Raw genomic sequence first — 20,770 nt, 5'->3', positions numbered from 1 at the left:
GTCATAATTACGCTTGATTTTAAGATACACCTCAAAGGAAAGGCCTGTCAACGTTTAGCATTTCTGAGAAATTCACCTTCTCTTCCTAGAAAATAAACGTTGACACTAAATGATGCTTTTTCTACACTTAATTGTGTACAATATGTGACCAAGGAGGATTCAACATGGAAATGAACGTCGAAACGAATTCCTCTCCTACGGCGCCAAAGCCAAGTAAACAAACAGGCTGGCGCATTTGGTGGAGTTTATTACGTCCCCATACATTAACAGCAGCTTTCGTTCCTGTTTTCATCGGAACAGCTTATGCAATGCAGGTCGGAGGTATAAATCAAATACATCTTCCTCTATTCTTTATGATGCTTCTTGCTTGCCTTCTCATTCAAGCAGCAACGAACATGTTTAATGAATACTTTGATTATAAAAGAGGATTAGATCATGAAGGTTCAGTTGGAATTGGCGGCGCTATCGTCCGCGATGGCATTAAACCAAAAACCGTGCTTAACTTAGCATTCGGATTTTTTGGCATCGCAATACTATTAGGTGTTTATATTTGTATGAACTCTAGCTGGTGGCTTGCCGCGATCGGTCTTGTTTGTATGGCCGTTGCTTACCTTTACACGGGTGGCCCAATTCCAATTGCATATACACCATTTGGAGAGCTAACAGCAGGATTATTTATGGGTGTCATTATTATCGGTATTTCATTCTTTATACAAACGGGAGCAGTAACATCAGAAGTAGTTTTACTATCTATTCCAAGCTCCATTTTAATCGGTGCAATTTTACTATCTAACAACATCCGTGATTTAGATGGTGATAAAGAAAATGGTCGTAAAACATTGGCGATTCTCGTTGGACGCGAAAGAGCAGTTGGTGTTCTTGCTTCTATGTTCATCGTTTCCTACATTTGGACAATTGCTTTAATTATCGTTAACATCGTATCACCATGGATGCTTATCGTATTCTTAAGTGCACCAAAAGCATTTAAAGCGACAAAGGGCTTTATCGGCAAAAGCATTCCAATGGAAATGGTACCTGCTATGATTGCAACAGCAAAAACAAACACTATCTTCGGTCTCCTAATGGGAATCGGATTATTACTTGGATATTTCCTATAAGAAGGAGCTGCTTAGGCGGCTCCTTTTTCATATATCAGCGATTTTTCTAATATATCGACCGCAACTCAAATTATATCGGCATTTTTCAGTTATATCGACCACTCGCCAAATCACGGCACTGAAATTCATCTCATAATTCCTCTCGCCAACGCTCATACTACATAAAGAAACTGAATTGTAGGAGGGTGGACGACTATGTTAACTCCACAACAAATAAATCAATTTAAATCCATTTTAGAAAAACAACAGCAAGAAGTTAAACAAACAATACAAACCCATGAGAATACAGACCGCGCTTCTGAACGTGATTCAGTGGGAGAATTATCTGCTTATGACAACCATCCTGGTGATATGGCTACAGAATTGTACGAGCGTGAGAAAGATTTCGGTCTCATCGAATTTTGGCATAAACAGCTAGAAGATACGAAACATGCCCTGCAAAAAATTGAAGCTGGTACGTACGGAATTTGCGAAGTATCTGGTGAAGAAATTCCGTTCGAAAGATTAGAAGCAATGCCGACTGCTACAACGTGTATTCAGCACACTACAAATAAATTAGATATGAAGGCACGCCCAGTTGAAGAAGAAGTGTTAGCTCCTTCGTTTCACAAACACGACGAAGATCGCTCTGTTGAATACGATGCTGAAGATGCATGGCAAGATGTTGCAAACTACGGGACGTCAGAAACACCGTCTGATTTAGAAAGACATGATTCAAAAAACTTTAATGGGATGTACGTAAATAGTGAAGAGAATGTTGGCTATGTAGAGGATTTCGAAAACTTTATCGGAACAGATATGTATGGAAAAAACCCGCAAGTTTTCGCAACGGAGGAACATGAAGAATATGAACAAATGCTTGATGACTTTGAAGAACGCACCTTTAAAGGTGAATTATCTTCAGATGAATCTGGTTCTAAAGCATAAAAAAAGCATTCCGAAGTTCGGAATGCTTTCTTTTCGCTAGCTAATTAGTTTTTTGTAACGTTAGCTGCTTGTGGTCCGCGGTTGCCTTCAACGATTTCGAAAGAAACTTCTTGACCTTCTTCTAAAGTTTTGAAGCCTTCGCCTTGGATTGCTGAGAAATGTACGAATACGTCTTCTCCGCCTTCAACTTCGATGAAGCCAAAACCTTTTTCGCCGTTAAACCATTTAACTTTACCTGTTTGCATGTCATGTACCTCCTAAATAAAAATGAAACTATGAATCCACATGAAAAGGTGGATATAAAGGACATGAATGTATAACAAGCTTACAGCCTTTAATACAACGTGCTTTATTTCCGTACCACATTATGTAGCTCAATAGTGTTTTCACTATATCATGCTATATCAAAAACGTCAAATGAGAACACTTTCATCCCATCGTTTTTTATAATCCTAGTATAACCTTAAATTTTCATTCTATTTTTATTCGAAAAATTAACAAAAATACAGTATTCTAATTCCTTTAATTTCTGTACAATATACTTACTACATATTATGAGGTGAAAAAATGCAAGCACATGAAATCGAATATAAATTATATGGCGATGATATGCAGTTTGTTGAAATTGAATTAGATCCAGAAGAAAGCGTTATCGCAGAGGCTGGCGCAATGATGATGATGGAAGATCATATCGAAATGGAAACGATCTTCGGTGATGGTTCTGGACCATCTGGTGGTCTATTCGGTAAATTAATGGGTGCAGGCAAGCGTCTCGTTACAGGGGAAAGCATGTTTATGACTGTATTTACAAATACGGGCCATGGCAAACGACACGTATCATTCGCCGCTCCTTATCCAGGAAAGATTGTTCCAGTTGATTTAACAGAATATCAAGGAAAAGTAGTCTGCCAAAAAGATGCATTTCTTTGCGCTGCAAAAGGTGTTTCTATCGGTATTGAATTTACGAAAAAAATAGGCAGTGGTTTCTTCGGTGGTGAAGGTTTCATCATGCAGAAACTTGAAGGTGATGGACTTGCTTTCATGCACGCAGGCGGAACAGTATATAAGCGTGAATTAAAACCTGGTGAAAAACTTCGCATTGATACAGGTTGTCTCGTTGCAATGACAAAAGACGTTAACTATGATGTTGAATTCGTTGGAAAAGTAAAAACAGCTCTATTTGGCGGTGAAGGTTTATTCTTCGCAACGTTAGAAGGGCCTGGAACGGTTTGGATCCAGTCCTTAACACTTAGCCGCTTAGCAGCACGCCTTACAAGCCCAGCAGCTCAAAACAGCGGTGAAGGCAGCGTTTTAGGCGGACTTGGTCGCTTGTTAGATGGAAAAGAGTAAAAAGTAGCGCCCTTATAGGGCGCTTTTTACTTAGGCGGGCTATACAAACCATTTTGAATCATATAATACTCCATCACTTCATTAAGCCATACCTCTTCTTCCTCTGTATAAGGAGATGGCATCATCTTATTATATTGTTCTTCTACATCCTCCATTTTTTTACTTAAAGAATACATCGTCTCTTCTCCGACATACTTAAGAGTTGCCTTCATATGCTGATCGACAAGCTTTTGTACTTCTAGGTTATCGATTTGTTTTCCAAATAACCTTTTTACTTCTTTTGATAAGCGGACAAACTCTTTATCTAGTTCTATCATCTCTTCCTCAGGTTTATTATATAATCCCCCGATCATTTCCCTCGGTATGTATTCCTCGAGCCATAATCGTTGTTCGTTTTCTTTTTGGATGCTACTAATTAAACTCATTAATATGTCACTATCTACCTGTTCATCTTCCTCAAGCAATAAAATTGTTCGTTCAATTGCCTTCATAGAAACCTCAATCTGTCTCTTTTTCTCTTCGAAAGCTCTTTTCTGATTTTGCAACGTTTCCTTTAAGCTCATATTTAAACTCGGCATACTAAACATACAACGTATTTCATCTAGACTATATCCTAAAAGCTTCAAACTCACTATCTTTTGTAACGTTAAAATATCTTTCCCTCTATATACACGGTGGCCAGAGCTAGTATTTTTTTCTGGATTAAGTAATCCAATTTCATTGTAATATTGCAGTGTACGTATCGATGTTCCCGTTCTCTTAGAAAATTCACCAATTGAATAAACTTCTTTTTTACTCATCCTACACTCCTCCTAACAATATGTTTACAAAAATCATACTCCCTCACGTAACTGTAGGTTCAAGCCTTATTTCAAAAAGAATGAATCAAGTCCCTCACTCATATATTGAACTATACCTTTTCTTAAGGAGGGCTTGCTTGATGCGTACTCCTTTATCCTTTGATAAAGATACTGCCATATTGTTAGCATCCTGCTGCGATCTAACATATGAACAATATAAACAAAACGGGATTTTTGAAATACCTGATGGATTCCAATATGTACAAGGCTTTCAAGGAAAAGCGATTCAAACGACGGATTGGTTTGGGTTCATATTAGAATCTGAGGATACGATTATTGTAGCTTTTAGGGGCACACAAACAGATACAGATTGGATTATCGATTCACTCGTCAACCAAAGGCCATACCCCTATGCTTTAAATAGCGGAAATGTCCATAATGGCTTTCTTTCAATTTATGAATCTTGCCGGGATTCCATTATGGATATGCTCGTATCGTTACCAGCCCATAAGAAACTTCTTGCAACAGGCCATAGCTTAGGGGGAGCACTCGCTACATTACACATACTAGATGCACGTATAAATACTGCCTTCGCACAATACGGTCTTTATACATTTGCCTCTCCAAAAGTTGGAGATATTGCCTTTCGAAATTATTATAAATTGCAAGTAGCTAGTAGCTTTCGCTTTGTCAATTTATTCGATGTCGTCCCTCTTCTCCCTCCGCGAAATGTCCATTTTAATGAACAAGACTGGGAATATGCACACGTTCATCACAACATGACATTTACGAAGAACACAAAATCTATTACGAATAATCATTCCATTACAACATACAAAACATGTCTGACTTCTCATTTTTAACCAGTAAACAATTGGAAATTAAATGTTTGTAGACTATAATAATATATGAATTTACTTTCGGATGAGGGGACCTTGCATGATAAAATTTTTCTTTGCACTTTTTCTCATAATAATTTTTTCGTTTACAGGTTTCTTTACATTTTCATACTTTGCGACAGAGGAATATGGCGGAACAGGTATAATGTATACCGCTATCTCATTTCTTTCTTAAGCAAAATAAGTAAAACGAGCTTAATCTCATTAAGCTCGTTTTACTTTTCTAAGTAATCGTATTCCTGTTTTAAAAGTGAATATATTTTAGAATCACTATACGTATTATTAATTTTTACACTCTGCCTCAATGTACCTTCATATGACATTTTTAATTTTTGCATCACGCGTTCAGAAGCTACATTTTTCACATCACATCTTCCTTCAATGCGGTTCAAACTTAGCTCCTGAAAGCCAACTTCAATAAGTTTCTCTAAAGCTTCCACAATAAATCCTTTTCCCCAATATACTGGGCTAATTACAGCTCCGATCGATGCACTATTATGTGGCATGAGCCATATTCCACACGTTCCAATTACCTTTTGGTTATCATTCAGCATAATAGACCATATAAGTGCCTTACCTTCTCTTATCGTTACAAGCATATTTTCTAATAAACTATGAGTCTCCTCTTTCGTTTTATGCACTTCCCGAGGTACATATATAGCCGCTTCGGAATCCGAATACACTTCAAACAAATCATCTACATGCGAATGTTGTACCTGCGTTAATATTAATCTCTCACTTTCCAAATTAGATTGCTCATACATATATCTCATTCACCACGCTTTAACATAATGAATGAGGATGTCCCCGTTTTGGAACACCCTCTTCTGATTCATAACTTGCTACCATTGTAAACTTTTGTTGGTAAATCGATATAGCTTAAAAATCGCTGATATATTTGGAGTTGCGGTCGATATATTCGAAAAATCACCGATATAATTTCATGCATTATCGTACCGTTCCAAACATGGCAACCTATTTAAAATAGCTTTACCGTATTACCAATACCCCAAATTTCATTGCTGTACTGCAAAATTGTTCGATCACTTGCAAAATGCCCAGATTGTGCAATATTTAAAATCGACATTTCTAACCATTTCGTCCTATTTTCATAGGTCCTACCGACAGCTTCTTGTCTTTCAGCATATGGACTAAAATCTCGAAGAACGAAGTATTCATCATTTTGAATAACGAGGGAATCGTAAATTGCTTCAAATTCAGCCCCAGCATGTGCAAAGAAACCATTCGTTAACTGATCTACTACTTTTTTTATGTGCATATTGTGGTGATAATAGTCACCTGCACGATACCCACCATTTTGATAGTAATGAAGCACTTCTTCCGCTGTTAAGCCGAAAATGAAACAGGCTTCATCACCGACCCGGTCTTTTATTTCAATATTAGCCCCGTCTAACGTTCCGAGTGTAATTGCACCATTCATCATGAATTTCATATTCCCTGTTCCTGATGCTTCCTTACTTGCAGTTGAGATTTGTTCGCTCACATCCGCTGCCGGGAATATATCTTCCGCTAAAGAAACTCGGTAGTTTTCTAGAAAGATAACTTTCATATATTGACTTACGTATGGATCATTATTTACTTTTCTTGCAAGTTCATTTATTAATTTAATAATTTTCTTCGCATAATAATAACCAGGTGATGCTTTCGCTCCAAAAATAAAAGTGCGCGGGTAAAATGAAAAACTAGTATCCTCTTTTAAACGGTTATACAAGTATAAAATATGAAGAACATTTAATAATTGTCGTTTATAGGCATGTAACCTTTTCACTTGCACATCAAAAATAGAATTTGGATCAATATGAATCCCCATTTTATTTTGAATGCGCTCCGCTAAAATGACCTTACGCTCTTGTTTTACCCCTGCAAGCTTTTCTTGAAAACTAGTATCTTGATGAAAAGCTTGTAACGCTTGCAGTTTAATTGGCTGCTTCTTCCACTCTTCTCCAATCGCTTCCGAAATAAGATTCGTCAGCTGCGGATTCGCCTTCATTAGCCAGCGCCTATGAGCAATTCCATTCGTTTTATTATTAAACTTATCTGGATAAAATTCATAAAACAATCGCATTTCACGCTGCTTTAAAATTTCCGTATGAATTTTCGCTACACCATTTACACTATGACTTCCGACAATTGCCAAATGAGCCATTTTCACAAGGTCATGCGCAATAATTGCCATGTTCTCAATGCGATTCCAATCATATGAATAACGTTCCCAAAGCTCACGACAGAAACGTTCATTAATCTCTTCAATAATCATATAAATTCTCGGTAATAACGGTTTAAAAATGTGAATTGGCCATTTCTCAAGCGCTTCTGATAACGTCGTATGATTCGTATAGGAAATCGTCTGCGTTGTGATGTTCCAAGCTTCTTCCCATGCTAGTTTTTCCTCATCTAATAAAATACGCATAAGTTCCGGAATAGCTAGAACTGGATGTGTATCGTTAATATGAATCGCAATTTTTTCATGTAACTGACGAAGACTACCATGTCGCTCCCTATGCATACGAACGATGTTTTGCAAACTTGCTGATACGAGGAAATACTGTTGTTTCAAACGAAGTATTTTCCCCTCATCATGCGTATCATCTGGATATAAAAACTCCGATACTGCCTCTGTTTCACGCTTATATTTCAAAATATCTTTACAATTTTGCGGGAAAGGAACTGGCTCTGCATTCCAAAGCCTAAGCGTATTTACAGTACTCGTTTCATAGCCTACAACTGGAACGTCGTATGGTACTGCCATAATAACTTCTGCGTTTGTATGCCGGAACTCTAAACGTCCATCAATTTCTAGTGGTTCAACGTTTCCAAAATAACTTACTTCTACAGCTTGATCATACCTTCTTACTTCCCAAACGTTTTCATGAAGAAGCCACTGTTCTGGAAATTCTACTTGGTAGCCATCAACAATTTTTTGATCAAACAAGCCATGTTTATAACGAATACCACAGCCATGTCCTGGCAAGTTTAAAGAAGCGAGCGAGTCGAGGAAACAGGCTGCTAAACGTCCAAGTCCACCATTACCAAGGCCAGCATCTGCTTCAATCTCTTCTAACTCTTGCAAAGAAATTCCAAGTTCAGAAAGTCCCTTTTCACATACATCTCGAATACCTAAATTTAATATGTTACTTCCAAGCAAACGCCCAAGTAAAAACTCAATGGATAAGTAATACATTTGCTTTTGATCTCCAGACCGATAACTTTCATTCGTTGCAATCCATTGACTATTCATATACTCACGAACCATATGACCGAGCGTATTATACTGATCACGAGTTGTAGAGTCTTTGAAACTTTTCCCATACATCGTCTCTAGTTTTTCTAGAAAAGCTGATTTGAAGCATTCAACATGAGTAAACATTTTTTCACCACCTAAATGTTATTCCATGAGACTCTTATACAATTCCTTATATGCAAGAGCTGATTTTTCCCAGCTATAGTCCTCAGTCATCGCTTGCTTTACAAGTTGCTCCCATACCGGTTTATCTTGATAAAACTCAATTGCACGAAGAATCGTATGTAACATGTCATGTGCATTAAAATTCGTAAAGCTGAAGCCATTCCCAGCTCCAGTTTCTTCATCGTAAGAATGTACAGTATCATTTAGTCCGCCTGTTTCTCTTACAATTGGAATTGTGCCATATGCTAGTGCAATAAGTTGTCCAAGTCCACACGGTTCAAAAAGCGATGGCATTAAAAACAAATCACTTCCCGCATACACTTGATGCGCAAGCTCCTCATTAAATCCAATATACACCTTCACCTTCTCAGGATACTCATATGCCATCCATTCAAAGAACTGCTCGTATTCTGAATCACCCGATCCTAAAATAATACATTGTACATCTTCTTCCATTATTTCACGGAATACAGTACGTACTAAATCCAGACCTTTTTGCTTCGTTAACCTTGTTACCATTGAAATAATTGGTGTATCTTCTTTTTCTGGTAAACCAAAATAACGCTGCAATGCGCGTTTATTTTCATTCTTCTCGTATAATGAATCTGCACTATACTGAGCTGTAATATACGAATCCGTTTCTGGATTATATACGCTCGTATCAATTCCATTTACAATGCCGCTAAGCTTATCATTATATTTTCGAAGTAATCCATCTAACTTCTCACCGAAAAACTCATATTGAATTTCTTCTTTATATGTCGGGCTAACCGCTGTAATTTTGTCAGATGCGATAATACCGCCTTTCATAAAGTTCACATTTCCATAAAACTCTAACTGCTCACTATGAAAATATTCATGGCCAAGCTCTAACAAGTCATACATCACTTCAGGAGGAAATACTCCTTGGAACTGCAAGTTATGAATCGTATATACCGTTTTAATACGCTCATATAACGGGTTATCTTGATACTTTTCACGAAGTAAGAAATTAACCATAGCCGTATGCCAATCATGGCTATGAAGAACGTCCACTTCAAAATCAAGATGCGGAATACACTCTAAAACTGCTTTTGAGAAATAAGAAAAACGCTCCCCATCATCATAATGACCGTACAGGGAATCTCTCTTAAAATAATATTCATTATCTATTAAGTAATACGTAATCCCGTCTTGTTCGCCTTTTAAAATTCCGCAGTATTGATTTCTCCACCCAAGAGGAATGTTAATTACTTTATGAAGCGTGCATCCATCTCTTAATTTTTGCGGAATAAGACTATAATTTGGAAGTATAATGCGAACATCCACACCTAATTTTTTCAGCTCTTTTGGGAGCGCACCCGCTACATCAGCTAATCCTCCCGATTTTACAAACGGTACACATTCTGATACTGCAAATAAAATATTCACTTGTTGTCCCACTGCACGAAAAGCTTATACAACTTCTCTTGCAGCTTCCTCCCTTCGAGTTTTCATTTAAATTAAAACTTTAATCAGTGGAGGATAAGCCCCCACTGATTCTTCAAGAATAACTATTAATCGTACTGTTTTGAACGCTTCCTTTTTCTACAACATACGGCTCATCAGCATTTCCTTTTAGTACGACACCGTCACCAATTTTCACGTCTTTATCAATAATAACACCGTCTATTATACAATTATCTCCAATTTGGCTCTTTTGCATAATAATGCTGTTACGAACAATTGAACCTTTTCCAATTTTAACAGAACGGGAAACCACACTATTTTCTACTTCCCCTTCAATAATACTGCCGTTTGCAATCATTGTGTTTTTCACGACTGCACCCTTTAAGTAACGAGTTGGCGGCTCATCTTTTACTTTCGTAAAGATCGGTGCTTCTTTCTTAAATAATTGCTTCCAAATAACAGGTTGCAAAATTTCTAAGCTATGTTTATAGTAACTTTCAATCGAGTCAATAATAGCTACATATCCTGTATGCTCATACGTAGCAATATGCAGTGATTTTCCCCGCTTTTCTCTCACTACATCGAATAAACTATATTGCTCCACATCTTTATATGTCTCAAATAAATCTAACAACAATTGTTTCTTTAACACGTATGTTTGAAGCGAAACCCCTTCATGGCAAACTTCTGTAATATCAGCTGCCGTATGTATATGTCGCTCTAACACCGCTTGAAAATTTAATGCTGTTACGAGATGGCTATTCGTAATAACAACGTACTCTTCTCTGCTTCTTAGAAAATAATCAATATGTCTTCTAAAATGCGCAAAAGACCCAAACTCATCTTGGTCACATTGGCAATTTGGCGGGAATAAAAACAGTCCGTCTCTTTTTCTATCTAAATCCCACTGTTTTCCTGAACCGACATGGTCCATTAGCGAACGGTTTTTATGACTTGTAAAAACTGCCACACTATGAATATTAGAATTCACCATATTTGAAAGCATGAAATCAATGAGTCGATAACGGCCTCCAAACGGTAACGCCGCTAGTGAACGATGCCCTGTTACTTTCTTTAAGGAAGGAAAACTTCCCGTTGCATTAATAATTCCTAACATTTTTTCTCCCATTCATTTCATCCCCCTTTTCTATTTCCCTTCAGCAATTAGTACTACATCGTCAACATTTTTTTCTGGACGAATTATTGTTCCATCTTCAATAACCATTTCCGATCCAACGATCGCTCTTTCGATCACAACATTTTTACCAATCTTCGCTCCTGGCATAACAACGGAATCAATAACCATACTACCTTCTTCCACCGTCACTCCTTGGAATAAAACAGAATGCTTCACGTCCCCTTCAATGACGCACCCTTCGTTAATAAGTGATTCTTCTACTTTCGCCTGTTCTGCAATATATTGAGGCGGCTCGTTTGGATTGACAGAATAAATACGCCAATTGCGATCGTTTAAATTCAACGATGTCTCATCGCGAAGTAAATCCATATTCGCTTCCCATAAGCTTTTCACCGTTCCGACATCTTTCCAATATCCTTCAAACGGATACGCCATCAACTTCTTCCCTTCATCTAATAAAAGCGGAAGTACATCTTTTCCGAAATCATTACTAGATTCAGGATTTCTTGCATCCATCTCTAAATATTCTTTTAAAATAGCCCAGTTAAAAATATAAATTCCCATTGATGCAAGATTACTTCTTGGAAATTGCGGTTTCTCCTCAAATTCAACAATTTCCATCTCTTCATTTGTATTCATAATACCGAAACGACTTGCTTCATCCCAAGGCACTTCAATAACAGAAATCGAAACGTCCGCTTCTTTCTCAATATGGTAATCTAACATTTTGCTGTAATCCATTTTATAAATATGATCACCTGATAAAATAAGGACATATTCTGGTTCATACTGGCTTAAATAGTTTAAGTTTTGATAAATGGCACTTGCCGTACCTGTATACCACTTCACACCTGAAGACTCCGCATAAGGAGGTAAAACTGTGACCCCACCGTTTACACGGTCTAAATCCCAAGCGTTTCCGATTCCAATATAATTATGAAGTTCTAGCGGTTGATATTGTGTTAAAATCCCAACCGTTTCAATACCGGAGTTCGCACAGTTACTTAACGTAAAATCAATAATGCGATATTTACCACCAAATGGAACAGCTGGCTTGGCTAAATTTTTTGTTAATGCACTTAAACGACTACCTTTTCCCCCTGCTAGTAACATTGCTACGCACTTTTGTTTTTGAGCCATCTTGTTTTTTGCTCCCCTTTCTCGTCTTCACTGGTCGTAATATGGATACGCCAAATGGTGGAATTGTAATTTCTACATGTGCTGCTTGATTATGGTATGGCTCAAGAATCGTCTTGAGACGTTTCTTATTGACTTGCCCCGAACCGCCATATTGTGCAGCGTCACTGTTTAAAACTTCGTTATAATACTCGAAATCTGGTACACCTACTTTATAGTTTTCATATGTAGCTTTCGTAAAATTACATACGACAACTAACGCATCTTCTTGCTTATCCCCTTGGCGGATAAACGAGAAAATACTTTGCTCATTATTATTAGCATCAATCCACTGAAATCCTTCAGGTGAATGATCAAGCTGCCAAAGTGGTTTTGAGCGCTTATACAATGCTATGAGCTCTTTAAAGTAATCATGCATATAACGATGCATTTCAAAATCATGTAAATTCCAATCTAACTCTTCAAGGTCTTTCCACTCATCAAATTGCCCGAATTCTCCACCCATAAAGAGTAATTTCTTACCTGGATGAGTAAAGAAATATCCATATAATAAACGAAGTTGGGCGAACTTATCCCAGTAATCTCCCGGCATTTTATTTAATAACGACTTTTTCCCATGAACGACTTCATCATGAGAAAGCGGTAATATGAAGTTTTCAGAGTAAGCATATAGTAAAGAGAATGTCATTTTCTCATGAATGTATTTCCGGTACTCGGGTGCACATTCCATATATTTCAGCACGTCATTCATCCAGCCCATATTCCATTTGTAATTGAATCCAAGTCCACCCTCGTATGTTGGAGCTGTTACAAGTGGCCAAGCTGTTGAATCTTCTGCTGTCATAAGAAAGTCTTCATCTTCTGCAAACACAGCTTCATTTAACTCTCGTAAGAAAGACACAGCGTGTTCATTGCTTTGCTCTTTTCCTTCTTTATTCCAGTACAGCATATTCGCAACTGCATCTACCCTGAAACCATCAATATGGAAATACTTCATCCAAAATAACGCATTTGAAATTAAGAAATTACGTACTTCCCTCTTTCCTAAATCAAAATTAACAGTTCCCCATACCCGGTTTTCTTGTACATCTATATCTTTATATTCATAAGTCGGTGTCCCATCAAATAAATATAAACCGTGAGCATCTTTACAAAAATGCCCCGGCACCCAATCTAAAATGACACCGATTCCATATTTATGACATTCGTCGACAAAATACATCAAATCATGTGGCGTGCCGAATCTACTTGTTGCTGCATAATATCCCGTTCCTTGATATCCCCAAGAACGATCATATGGATGCTCAACAAGCGGCATAATTTCAATATGTGTAAATTGATGTTCCACCACATACGGAATGAGTTCCTCGGCCATTTCTCTGTAAGAATACAGATCTCCATCTTCTTTCTTTTTCCAAGAACCGAAATGTAATTCGTAAACTGTCATCGCTTCTTTATAAATCGACTTTTTCTTTCTCTTACGGACCCAGTTTTTATCATTCCATTCATATCCCTCTATATCAAAAACTACAGATGCCGTATTTGGTCTTACTTCTGCATATACTGCATAAGGATCCGCTTTTAAAATAACGTCACCGTCCATCGTTTCAATCGCATACTTGTATATTTCCTTCTCTTCAATATGCGGTACAAACAAGGACCAAATCCCCTCTTCTGTCACTTGTAGCATCTTATGTTGCTCATAATCCCATTCATTAAAATCTCCAACAACACTCATTGCTTTAGCATGAGGAGCCCATACTGTAAATCGTACACCTCGCATCCCATCTTCCGTCACAATATGTGCCCCAAAGATGTTATAACTGTCATAGTACTTTTCTGTATGAAACTCATCTCGTTTCACTTCTTCACACTTTATTACATCCAATATGCTCACCTCACTAAGATGACAGAAATTTTTAACACTTTATCATTTCTGCGAAAAACTGAAATATCCTTGTTATTTTTTAAAAAATATACGTTTTTTTCTTAAAAATGTTGAATTTTTTTCATATTTCTATATAAAATATCGAATTTTGACGAATATTCATTGCAAACGCTTCATTTTCCTCAATATTTATTTTATTGATTTCTCTCCGTTTTTCACGCTATTTTCCATGTAAAATACAAACAAATTAATCTGCCATAAAATAATATTTCTCTACATTTTTTGTCACAAATTTTATTGAAATGAAAAATTCATAAGCATATACTCGTTCTCAATAAAGAACTACAATTCATTAGTTGAAGGAAACATTACGCCTGAAGCATTCGTAAACGAACGTGGATATTTAGATGAAAAATTCGATTATACGAAACTTGATGCAAAAGTATATGCTACTGATGCTTATCGCCATAAATACGAAAGTAAATTAGACAAATATAGCTTCTTCAGCATAAACGGACTTCCTGTAAATAAAGTGAAACTTTAATCAGTGGGGGTTTTGTTCATCCCCCACTGATTATTAGTTGAACCAATCGGGCGTTTACGGGCAGTTGATCTCCCACCTAACTTCCTCGCATTCTCCGAATTTTGAGGTGGGAGTCTTACTGCCCGTTAATGCGGGATAAACGTGACTATAACTTCTATGTAGAAGTGCCAGGTCATTTAACAAGCCGTCTAACAACGAAATTAGGTAGTGAAAAAGATGGTAAATTGATCGGGCAATATTATTACGCTCGCCCAGATCAAAACCTTGCAGGCGATGTAAATGGAGACAAAGTCATAGATATTAAAGATGCTGAAATTATCGCTAGTAACTACGGTAAAAAAGGACTGGCTGTAAAAGACGGTGATCTTAATAATGATGGCATCATCGATGAAAAAGACATTCGCTTCGTTGAAAAGAGCTTCTTGAAAAAAGACCCGATGCAGCAAAATCACAAACACCTGTAGAAAAATCAAAAAGCGGTACACTGGCAGATATTTTAAAGAAATTAGGACTAACACCGAAAAAATAACACATAAAAGCACTCTATTCGAAAATAGAGTGCTTTTTTCTATAAACGACCCTTCTCCAGCAACAGGGGTATATTGGGGATATACAAGGGAAACCGGAAAAGGAATTTATATTCATTTAGCAATTATTATAGTACTGGTGCCATTGTTTCTTTTAATACTTTTACAGAATGAGCGAATTTCGCTTTTTCTTCTTCGTTTAATTCAAGCTCTACGATTTCACGTACACCTTCGCGGTTAATAACAGCTGGAACACCTACGTAAGCATCTTTCTCACCGTATTGACCTTCAAGGTATGCAGATACAGTTAATACGCTGTTCTCGTTGCTTAAGATTGCTTTAGTTACGCGTAGTAGTGACATACCGATTCCGTAATAAGTTGCGCCTTTACGTTCGATGATATGGTAAGCTGCATCGCGTACATTTTCAAAGATTTTATCTAAATCTTCTTGTTTGTATTGTTCGTTGTTCGCTAAGATTGTTTCTAGCTTTTGTACACCTACAGTAGCGTGGCTCCATACTGGAAGTTCAGTGTCACCGTGCTCACCAACGATGTAAGCATGAACGTTACGTGGATCTACATCTAAGTAGTCACCTAACATGTAGCGGAAACGAGCAGAGTCTAAAGTTGTACCAGAACCGATTACGCGCTCTTTCGGTAAACCAGATTCTTTCCAAGTTACGTAAGTTAAAATATCAACTGGGTTAGTTGCGATTAAGAAGATTCCATCGAATCCGCTATCCATAATACCGCGAACGATTTGTTTAAAGATCTTTGTATTTTTCTCAACTAAGTCTAAACGAGTTTCACCTGGCTTTTGTGGTAACCCAGCAGTGATAACAACTAGATCTGCATCTTTACAATCTGCATAGCTACCGCTCCAAACTTTTGTTGGTGCTGGAGAGAATGGTACCGCATGGCTTAAGTCCATTGCTTCCCCTTCTGCTTTTGCTTCATTAACATCTACAAGTACGAATTCTTCAGCTACACCTTGGTTGATCATTGAGTAAGCGTAACTACAACCTACAGCTCCTGTTCCTACTAATACTACGCGATTGATACCTTTTTTCATGGTAATTTCCCCTCTCTATTGTTCACATCTATTTTTTATTATTGTTTAAGTAATTAATTAAAATACTAATTTAATGTTGTTTAACTTCTTTACATTCATATTGTAGCACGGATTATTGTGAATTACTTCACAAATTATGACCTATTTGTGAACTTTTTCACATAGAGTGTAAAATGATTAAATCAAGTGTGGAATCAATCTCAATGAAGATGGTTTATAAAGATTGTGAATCGAAATAAACAAGTTTAATTACCACTTTAAAAATGAAAGGTGTTCTTTCTTTTTTCAATATATCGCTTCCTTTCCATATAAATAAACAGCCTGTTAATGCGAAAAGGAGGAAATAAAGTGAAACTTTAATCAGTCGTTTTGTTTGCATTTCCTTTTTCTAAAACCACAGAAAAGATAAGTACTATAGTTAACACCATAATAAACCTTATTTCACTTCCATCACTTATAAAAAATGAATACAAAGTATAAATTAAAATTAATATTCCATAAATAATTTTGTGCAATGAACTCCCCCCTTTTTGCCGTATATATTTTAGTGTAAAAATTTAATTCAAGCCCTATATCAAAATGAAAATAAAAAGCACCTGTGATATACACAAAGTAATTTTCTCTTGTCAATTTATCTATTTTCTTTTTATAACTCAAACTTCTTCGAATCTTACTTTTAATAATCTCCTGTACTTAAAAGAGTGCACTGTTAATACTGTTTTAATCATTTTGTATTGCCTTCCTTTTGTTTGATTACTTGTATCATAAAACAAGTATCTGAAGTTGATATGTAGTCTATCTAGAGTGTATGTAAATTTAAAAAATCTCTAATAAAATGTTTATGTTGTAACGTTACCACCAAAACTATTGCTCCAAACACCATGGTTTGAAGAGATAGTACCCCATGTTCTAGCCTCAATTCCTCCTACAGTTCTATATTGAGGAAAACTAGTTGATCCCTATAATATAAAAAGAGCACCACTTTTTGGATGCTCTTCGTTATAACTATATATTATTTAATTTCCTTCATTTGTTGGTACCATTTTTCCTTGTTGAGAGCCTGTACCTTCTGTTCTTTCAACAGATTTTGCACTCTCTGGTTTTTCAAGGTTTTCCATTTCAAATACAGGATTTGATTCTGTACCTTCCTTTATTGGTAAATTTTTTCCTTCTTGAGAATCCGTACCTTCTGTTCTTTCAACAGTTTTTGTATATTCCGATTTTTCAGGGTCTCCCATTTCAAATACAGGATTTGATTCTGTACCTTCTGTTCTTTCAATTGTTTCGCTATATTTTGCTTTTTCTACTTTTTGATCTGATTTTACATCTTCTGCACCTACTGCACCACCCGCTAATAATCCTGTACTTAAAAGTGTTCCTGCTAATAATGTTTTAAACATTTTTCATTACCTCCTTGTTTGGGAATATATTTAGCATAAGACAAGAATCTATAGTTGATATGGACTGTATCTGGAGATTATGTAAAGAAAAATAGATGGTCGCTTGGTGTGTAGGCAAGAACATATTATTAAAATCAATTTTGAATTAAGACCATAATGGGGACCCACCACATACCCATCAACTTAAGAAACGGAATACACAATCTGCGTATGCTTTTATGAAACGACTCGTTCAAACTTTTGGAGAACCAACGGTTCTGACAACAGATAAGGCCCTTTCTTTACTTTGTTCACTCAAAAAATTAAAGGTGAATGACTTTTATAAAAGTACTACTCATTCTACAATCAAACATTTCAATAATTACATAGAACAAGATCATCGCCATGCTTCACGTACAATAAAAGGAATCGAAACGCTTGATGCCCTATATAAACAAAGACGAAGTCTCCAATCAGACTTCGTCTTTTCGACGTATAACGAATTACAAAAATTATTAAAGGCTTCGTAAAATTCAACAACAATTCCTTCACCCTTTTATATGTTAAGAAACTTCGCATAAATCTGTCCTTATAGGTCAAAATATGTAAGGTATTGTGCTGGAATGCACTTGCCTATTCTAAATAAGGAGTGAGATAAGTGGCTGATAAAAACGAACGTAACCGTGTCGATAATGATGCTGGCGAAGCGGTAGGAACTGGTGTCGGTGCTGTCGCTGGAGCTGCTTTGGGTTCTGTTCTTGGTCCACTTGGTACCGTTGCAGGAGCTGTTGCAGGAGGAGCGATGGGTAACAAAGTCGGCGAAGGTGCCGATGAGGCTAATGACAGTGTTGCGAACCGAGAAGATTAGACTTTAACCAAGGTGACACTGAATGAATTGGATTCCCAAAAAGGGAGTCCTTTTTTTATTAAGTTAATTCAGCTTTTTTAGGTAAATTCCCAGTAAGATTGTGAATCAATTCACTTAAAGTAACGGGTGCGTTAGTTCAACAAGCTATAAGCAGCAATCATAATCATTTTCTTGATCTTCCGCAATCGGGCGCTATTGCTGAATAAACCTTAGATTTTTAATCGACTTTATTGTTATATTTTTGAGTACAGTGAAGTATCTTATATCGGAAATTAAACAACTATATTTTAACCCCGTCCTAAATTTAGAACGGGGTTATGCTTGTTTTAGCTTTTAAAATTTAATAGCACCAACTAAATGGAAGTTTTATCTCGCAACGAAGAGATAACTCCAGTTCTAAAAGAAGGGCCTAAAGTGTTTTGGAGTTTGTAGAGTTGATAGATGCTTTAAAATATGTTTCACCAAGTCGTGATAAACCTTTTAAAGCTTATAAGCATATTACTGAAAATTGGGATGATAACTGGGATAGTATAAATTCACAGTGGAAAAATATAATTGGAGGATCATCAATTTCTAGTGTCCAAGGTGAAGCATTCAAGGAAGTTGCTAGTACCATAGAAGGTTTCTTTAAGGAACAGGAATGACTTAATAGTCATTCCTGTTTGTTTTTTTGCGGTATCAAGTTAAGAAGCACATTCTTCCCCAAAAATCATAAAAATGAACTTCGGTGCTATAAAAAAATTCCATTTAGGGGGTACTTTAAAATCTTAGCTTGATGGGTATGTGGTGTTAGCCCTATTTTAAGAAAATATCTAAAAATACTCTTAGAGGTTTCTATAATGACCTTTTCATACTCCATCGCTCTCTCCTTTCTATTAGTTAGACGATTGAAATAGAAAAAAGTATACAAAAAACCATAAAAAAAAGCAGACTATTCAAAGTCTACTTTTACATAACAAAAAAGAGATAGCAGATTATGCTATCTCTTTTAGTATGACCCGTACGGGATTCGAACCCGTGTTACCGCCGTGAAAGGGCGGTGTCTTAACCACTTGACCAACGGGCCAGTTCTGGCAGAGAAGAAGGGATTCGAACCCTCGCACCGCGTTCGCGATCTACTCCCTTAGCAGGGGAGCCCCTTGAGCCACTTGGGTACTTCTCTATAATAATAATATGGCTCCGCAGGTAGGACTCGAACCTACGACCGATCGGTTAACAGCCGATAGCTCTACCACTGAGCTACTGCGGAATATTATGGTGGGCCTAAATGGACTCGAACCATCGACCTCACGCTTATCAGGCGTGCGCTCTAACCAGCTGAGCTATAGGCCCATAATAGATAAGCGGGTGAAGAGAATCGAACTCTCGACCAGAGCTTGGAAGGCTCTTGTTTTACCACTAAACTACACCCGCATTAAATTAAAAATGGTGAGCCATGAAGGATTCGAACCTTCGACCCTCTGATTAAAAGTCAGATGCTCTACCAACTGAGCTAATGGCTCATTTTGAAAGTGGTGCCGGCTAGAGGACTTGAACCCCCAACCTACTGATTACAAGTCAGTTGCTCTACCAATTGAGCTAAGCCGGCTTGCGTTTTTCAAAATGGTGGCTCGGGACGGAATCGAACCGCCGACACGAGGATTTTCAGTCCTCTGCTCTACCGACTGAGCTACCGAGCCTTTATGTAAAAATGGCGGTCCCGACCGGGGTCGAACCGGCGATCTCCTGCGTGACAGGCAGGCATGTTAACCACTACACCACGGGACCATTTGGTTGCGGGGACAGGATTTGAACCTGCGACCTTCGGGTTATGAGCCCGACGAGCTACCGTACTGCTCCACCCCGCGATGATATAATATTTAATTTAGAAAAAATGGAGGAGGTAGAGGGATTCGAACCCCCGCGCGACTCTCGCCGCCTGTCGGTTTTCAAGACCGATCCCTTCAGCCGAACTTGGGTATACCTCCGAGATATAAACTTTGAGTGGTGGACCTTGTAGGACTCGAACCTACGACCGGACGGTTATGAGCCGTCTGCTCTAACCAGCTGAGCTAAAGGTCCTTTATGGTAGCGGCGGAGGGGATCGAACCCCCGACCTCACGGGTATGAACCGTACGCTCTAGCCAGCTGAGCTACACCGCCATAAAGATATTCAAGTAAGTGGAGCCTAGCGGGATCGAACCGCTGACCTCCTGCGTGCAAGGCAGGCGCTCTCCCAGCTGAGCTAAGGCCCCATGTTTTTGAAATATCGGGAAGACAGGATTTGA

General features: G+C 37.5%; 17 protein-coding genes, 14 tRNA genes and 2 pseudogenes. 8 read left to right on the top strand and 25 right to left on the bottom strand.

The features are described 5' to 3' along the window. The first annotated feature begins 164 nt into the window (after nucleotides 1–164). Together U860_RS0112840 and U860_RS0112835 are read left to right on the top strand one after the other, a co-directional pair. Nucleotides 165–1,118, top strand: coding sequence for a 1,4-dihydroxy-2-naphthoate polyprenyltransferase (locus U860_RS0112840; protein ID WP_025148827.1), 954 nt, complete (start codon nucleotides 165–167; stop codon nucleotides 1,116–1,118). A 195-nt stretch (nucleotides 1,119–1,313) separates the two neighbouring features. Beyond that, complete coding sequence (locus tag U860_RS0112835) at nucleotides 1,314–2,045, top strand: yteA family sporulation protein (RefSeq protein ID WP_025148826.1); 732 nt, start codon at nucleotides 1,314–1,316, stop codon at nucleotides 2,043–2,045. A 44-nt stretch (nucleotides 2,046–2,089) separates the two neighbouring features. On the opposite strand, the gene cspD is transcribed toward U860_RS0112835, so the two are convergent. Continuing rightward, nucleotides 2,090–2,290, bottom strand: coding sequence for a cold-shock protein CspD (cspD, locus tag U860_RS0112830; RefSeq protein WP_001193053.1), 201 nt, complete (start codon nucleotides 2,288–2,290; stop codon nucleotides 2,090–2,092). 322 nt (nucleotides 2,291–2,612) lie between these two features. Here cspD and U860_RS0112825 point away from each other — a divergent pair, with 322 nt between their 5' ends. Continuing rightward, entirely contained in the window at nucleotides 2,613–3,395 is a 783-nt protein-coding gene (locus U860_RS0112825; protein ID WP_025148825.1) for a TIGR00266 family protein, read from the top strand. Between the two features lie 26 nt (nucleotides 3,396–3,421). Here the strand turns inward: U860_RS0112825 and U860_RS0112820 are convergent, their stop codons facing one another. Then, nucleotides 3,422–4,195, bottom strand: coding sequence for a MerR family transcriptional regulator (locus U860_RS0112820; RefSeq protein WP_025148824.1), 774 nt, complete (start codon nucleotides 4,193–4,195; stop codon nucleotides 3,422–3,424). A 140-nt stretch (nucleotides 4,196–4,335) separates the two neighbouring features. Between U860_RS0112820 and U860_RS0112815 the strand changes: the two genes are divergently transcribed. After that, nucleotides 4,336–5,058: a lipase family protein gene (locus tag U860_RS0112815; RefSeq protein ID WP_025148823.1), complete on the top strand. Its 723-nt coding sequence runs from the start codon at nucleotides 4,336–4,338 to the stop codon at nucleotides 5,056–5,058. A gap of 251 nt (nucleotides 5,059–5,309) precedes the next feature. On the opposite strand, the gene U860_RS0112805 is transcribed toward U860_RS0112815, so the two are convergent. The 6 genes from U860_RS0112805 to glgB form a co-directional block, all read right to left on the bottom strand. Beyond that, entirely contained in the window at nucleotides 5,310–5,867 is a 558-nt protein-coding gene (locus U860_RS0112805; RefSeq protein ID WP_025148822.1) for a GNAT family protein, read from the bottom strand. Nucleotides 5,868–6,073: 206 nt separating this feature from the next. Beyond that, nucleotides 6,074–8,482, bottom strand: a complete 2,409-nt coding sequence (gene glgP / locus U860_RS0112800; RefSeq protein ID WP_025148821.1) for a glycogen phosphorylase — start codon at nucleotides 8,480–8,482, stop codon at nucleotides 6,074–6,076. Nucleotides 8,483–8,500: 18 nt separating this feature from the next. Next, nucleotides 8,501–9,931, bottom strand: coding sequence for a glycogen synthase GlgA (glgA, locus tag U860_RS0112795; RefSeq protein WP_029952968.1), 1,431 nt, complete (start codon nucleotides 9,929–9,931; stop codon nucleotides 8,501–8,503). Between the two features lie 112 nt (nucleotides 9,932–10,043). Beyond that, nucleotides 10,044–11,078: a glucose-1-phosphate adenylyltransferase subunit GlgD gene (gene glgD, locus U860_RS0112790; protein ID WP_025148820.1), complete on the bottom strand. Its 1,035-nt coding sequence runs from the start codon at nucleotides 11,076–11,078 to the stop codon at nucleotides 10,044–10,046. A gap of 18 nt (nucleotides 11,079–11,096) precedes the next feature. Beyond that, a complete protein-coding gene (gene glgC, locus U860_RS0112785) occupies nucleotides 11,097–12,227 on the bottom strand; it encodes a glucose-1-phosphate adenylyltransferase (protein WP_002173977.1) in 1,131 nt (376 codons plus the stop codon). After that, nucleotides 12,175–14,112, bottom strand: coding sequence for a 1,4-alpha-glucan branching protein GlgB (gene glgB / locus U860_RS0112780; protein WP_002173978.1), 1,938 nt, complete (start codon nucleotides 14,110–14,112; stop codon nucleotides 12,175–12,177). Before glgB ends, glgC begins: the two co-directional genes overlap by 53 nt. Before the next feature lie 662 nt (nucleotides 14,113–14,774). On the opposite strand from glgB, the pseudogene U860_RS0112775 reads away from it, so the two are divergent. After that, a pseudogene (locus U860_RS0112775) lies at nucleotides 14,775–15,185 on the top strand (dockerin type I domain-containing protein); the annotation flags it as partial. Nucleotides 15,186–15,311: 126 nt separating this feature from the next. Here the strand turns inward: U860_RS0112775 and U860_RS0112770 are convergent. From U860_RS0112770 to U860_RS0112760, 3 genes are all read right to left on the bottom strand, one after another. Continuing rightward, the gene (locus U860_RS0112770; protein ID WP_002173979.1) at nucleotides 15,312–16,256 is read right to left on the bottom strand and encodes an L-lactate dehydrogenase; all 945 of its coding nucleotides are present in this window, start codon (nucleotides 16,254–16,256) and stop codon (nucleotides 15,312–15,314) included. Nucleotides 16,257–16,612: 356 nt separating this feature from the next. Continuing rightward, complete coding sequence (locus tag U860_RS35900; protein ID WP_205206312.1) at nucleotides 16,613–16,771, bottom strand: hypothetical protein; 159 nt, start codon at nucleotides 16,769–16,771, stop codon at nucleotides 16,613–16,615. Nucleotides 16,772–17,272: 501 nt separating this feature from the next. Next, nucleotides 17,273–17,656, bottom strand: coding sequence for a hypothetical protein (locus U860_RS0112760; RefSeq protein ID WP_025148817.1), 384 nt, complete (start codon nucleotides 17,654–17,656; stop codon nucleotides 17,273–17,275). 185 nt (nucleotides 17,657–17,841) lie between these two features. Between U860_RS0112760 and U860_RS33265 the strand changes: the two are divergent. The 3 genes and pseudogenes from U860_RS33265 to U860_RS0112750 form a co-directional block, all read left to right on the top strand. Continuing rightward, nucleotides 17,842–18,165: pseudogene (locus U860_RS33265) on the top strand (DDE-type integrase/transposase/recombinase); the annotation flags it as partial. Between the two features lie 128 nt (nucleotides 18,166–18,293). Continuing rightward, a complete protein-coding gene (locus U860_RS0112755) occupies nucleotides 18,294–18,503 on the top strand; it encodes a glycine zipper domain-containing protein (protein ID WP_000764044.1) in 210 nt (69 codons plus the stop codon). 419 nt (nucleotides 18,504–18,922) lie between these two features. Next, a complete protein-coding gene (locus U860_RS0112750) occupies nucleotides 18,923–19,147 on the top strand; it encodes a hypothetical protein (protein ID WP_240184467.1) in 225 nt (74 codons plus the stop codon). 350 nt (nucleotides 19,148–19,497) lie between these two features. Here U860_RS0112750 and U860_RS0112740 read toward each other — a convergent pair. From U860_RS0112740 to U860_RS0112675, 14 genes are all read right to left on the bottom strand, one after another. After that, nucleotides 19,498–19,569, bottom strand: a tRNA-Glu gene (locus U860_RS0112740). Between the two features lie 5 nt (nucleotides 19,570–19,574). After that, nucleotides 19,575–19,665, bottom strand: a tRNA-Ser gene (locus U860_RS0112735). 12 nt (nucleotides 19,666–19,677) lie between these two features. Continuing rightward, a tRNA-Asn gene (locus U860_RS0112730) sits at nucleotides 19,678–19,752 on the bottom strand. Nucleotides 19,753–19,758: 6 nt separating this feature from the next. Next, nucleotides 19,759–19,835 (bottom strand) — tRNA-Ile (locus U860_RS0112725). Nucleotides 19,836–19,845: 10 nt separating this feature from the next. Further along, nucleotides 19,846–19,916, bottom strand: a tRNA-Gly gene (locus tag U860_RS0112720). Nucleotides 19,917–19,929: 13 nt separating this feature from the next. After that, nucleotides 19,930–20,005, bottom strand: a tRNA-Lys gene (locus tag U860_RS0112715). A 10-nt stretch (nucleotides 20,006–20,015) separates the two neighbouring features. After that, a tRNA-Thr gene (locus U860_RS0112710) sits at nucleotides 20,016–20,091 on the bottom strand. Nucleotides 20,092–20,106: 15 nt separating this feature from the next. After that, a tRNA-Phe gene (locus U860_RS0112705) sits at nucleotides 20,107–20,182 on the bottom strand. A 12-nt stretch (nucleotides 20,183–20,194) separates the two neighbouring features. Continuing rightward, nucleotides 20,195–20,270, bottom strand: a tRNA-Asp gene (locus U860_RS0112700). Between the two features lie 3 nt (nucleotides 20,271–20,273). Then, nucleotides 20,274–20,350, bottom strand: a tRNA-Met gene (locus tag U860_RS0112695). A 27-nt stretch (nucleotides 20,351–20,377) separates the two neighbouring features. After that, nucleotides 20,378–20,470: transfer RNA gene (locus U860_RS0112690), tRNA-Ser, on the bottom strand. Between the two features lie 17 nt (nucleotides 20,471–20,487). Next, nucleotides 20,488–20,564 (bottom strand) — tRNA-Ile (locus U860_RS0112685). 4 nt (nucleotides 20,565–20,568) lie between these two features. Next, nucleotides 20,569–20,645, bottom strand: a tRNA-Met gene (locus U860_RS0112680). A gap of 19 nt (nucleotides 20,646–20,664) precedes the next feature. After that, nucleotides 20,665–20,737, bottom strand: a tRNA-Ala gene (locus U860_RS0112675). Nucleotides 20,738–20,770: the final 33 nt, after the last annotated feature.

This window comes from Bacillus sp. H1a (genome assembly GCF_000633475.1).
GTDB lineage: Bacteria > Bacillota > Bacilli > Bacillales > Bacillaceae_G > Bacillus_A > Bacillus_A paramycoides.
The sequence above is the reverse complement of the archived record's forward strand: the minus strand, read 5'-3'. Positions and strand labels throughout refer to the sequence as shown.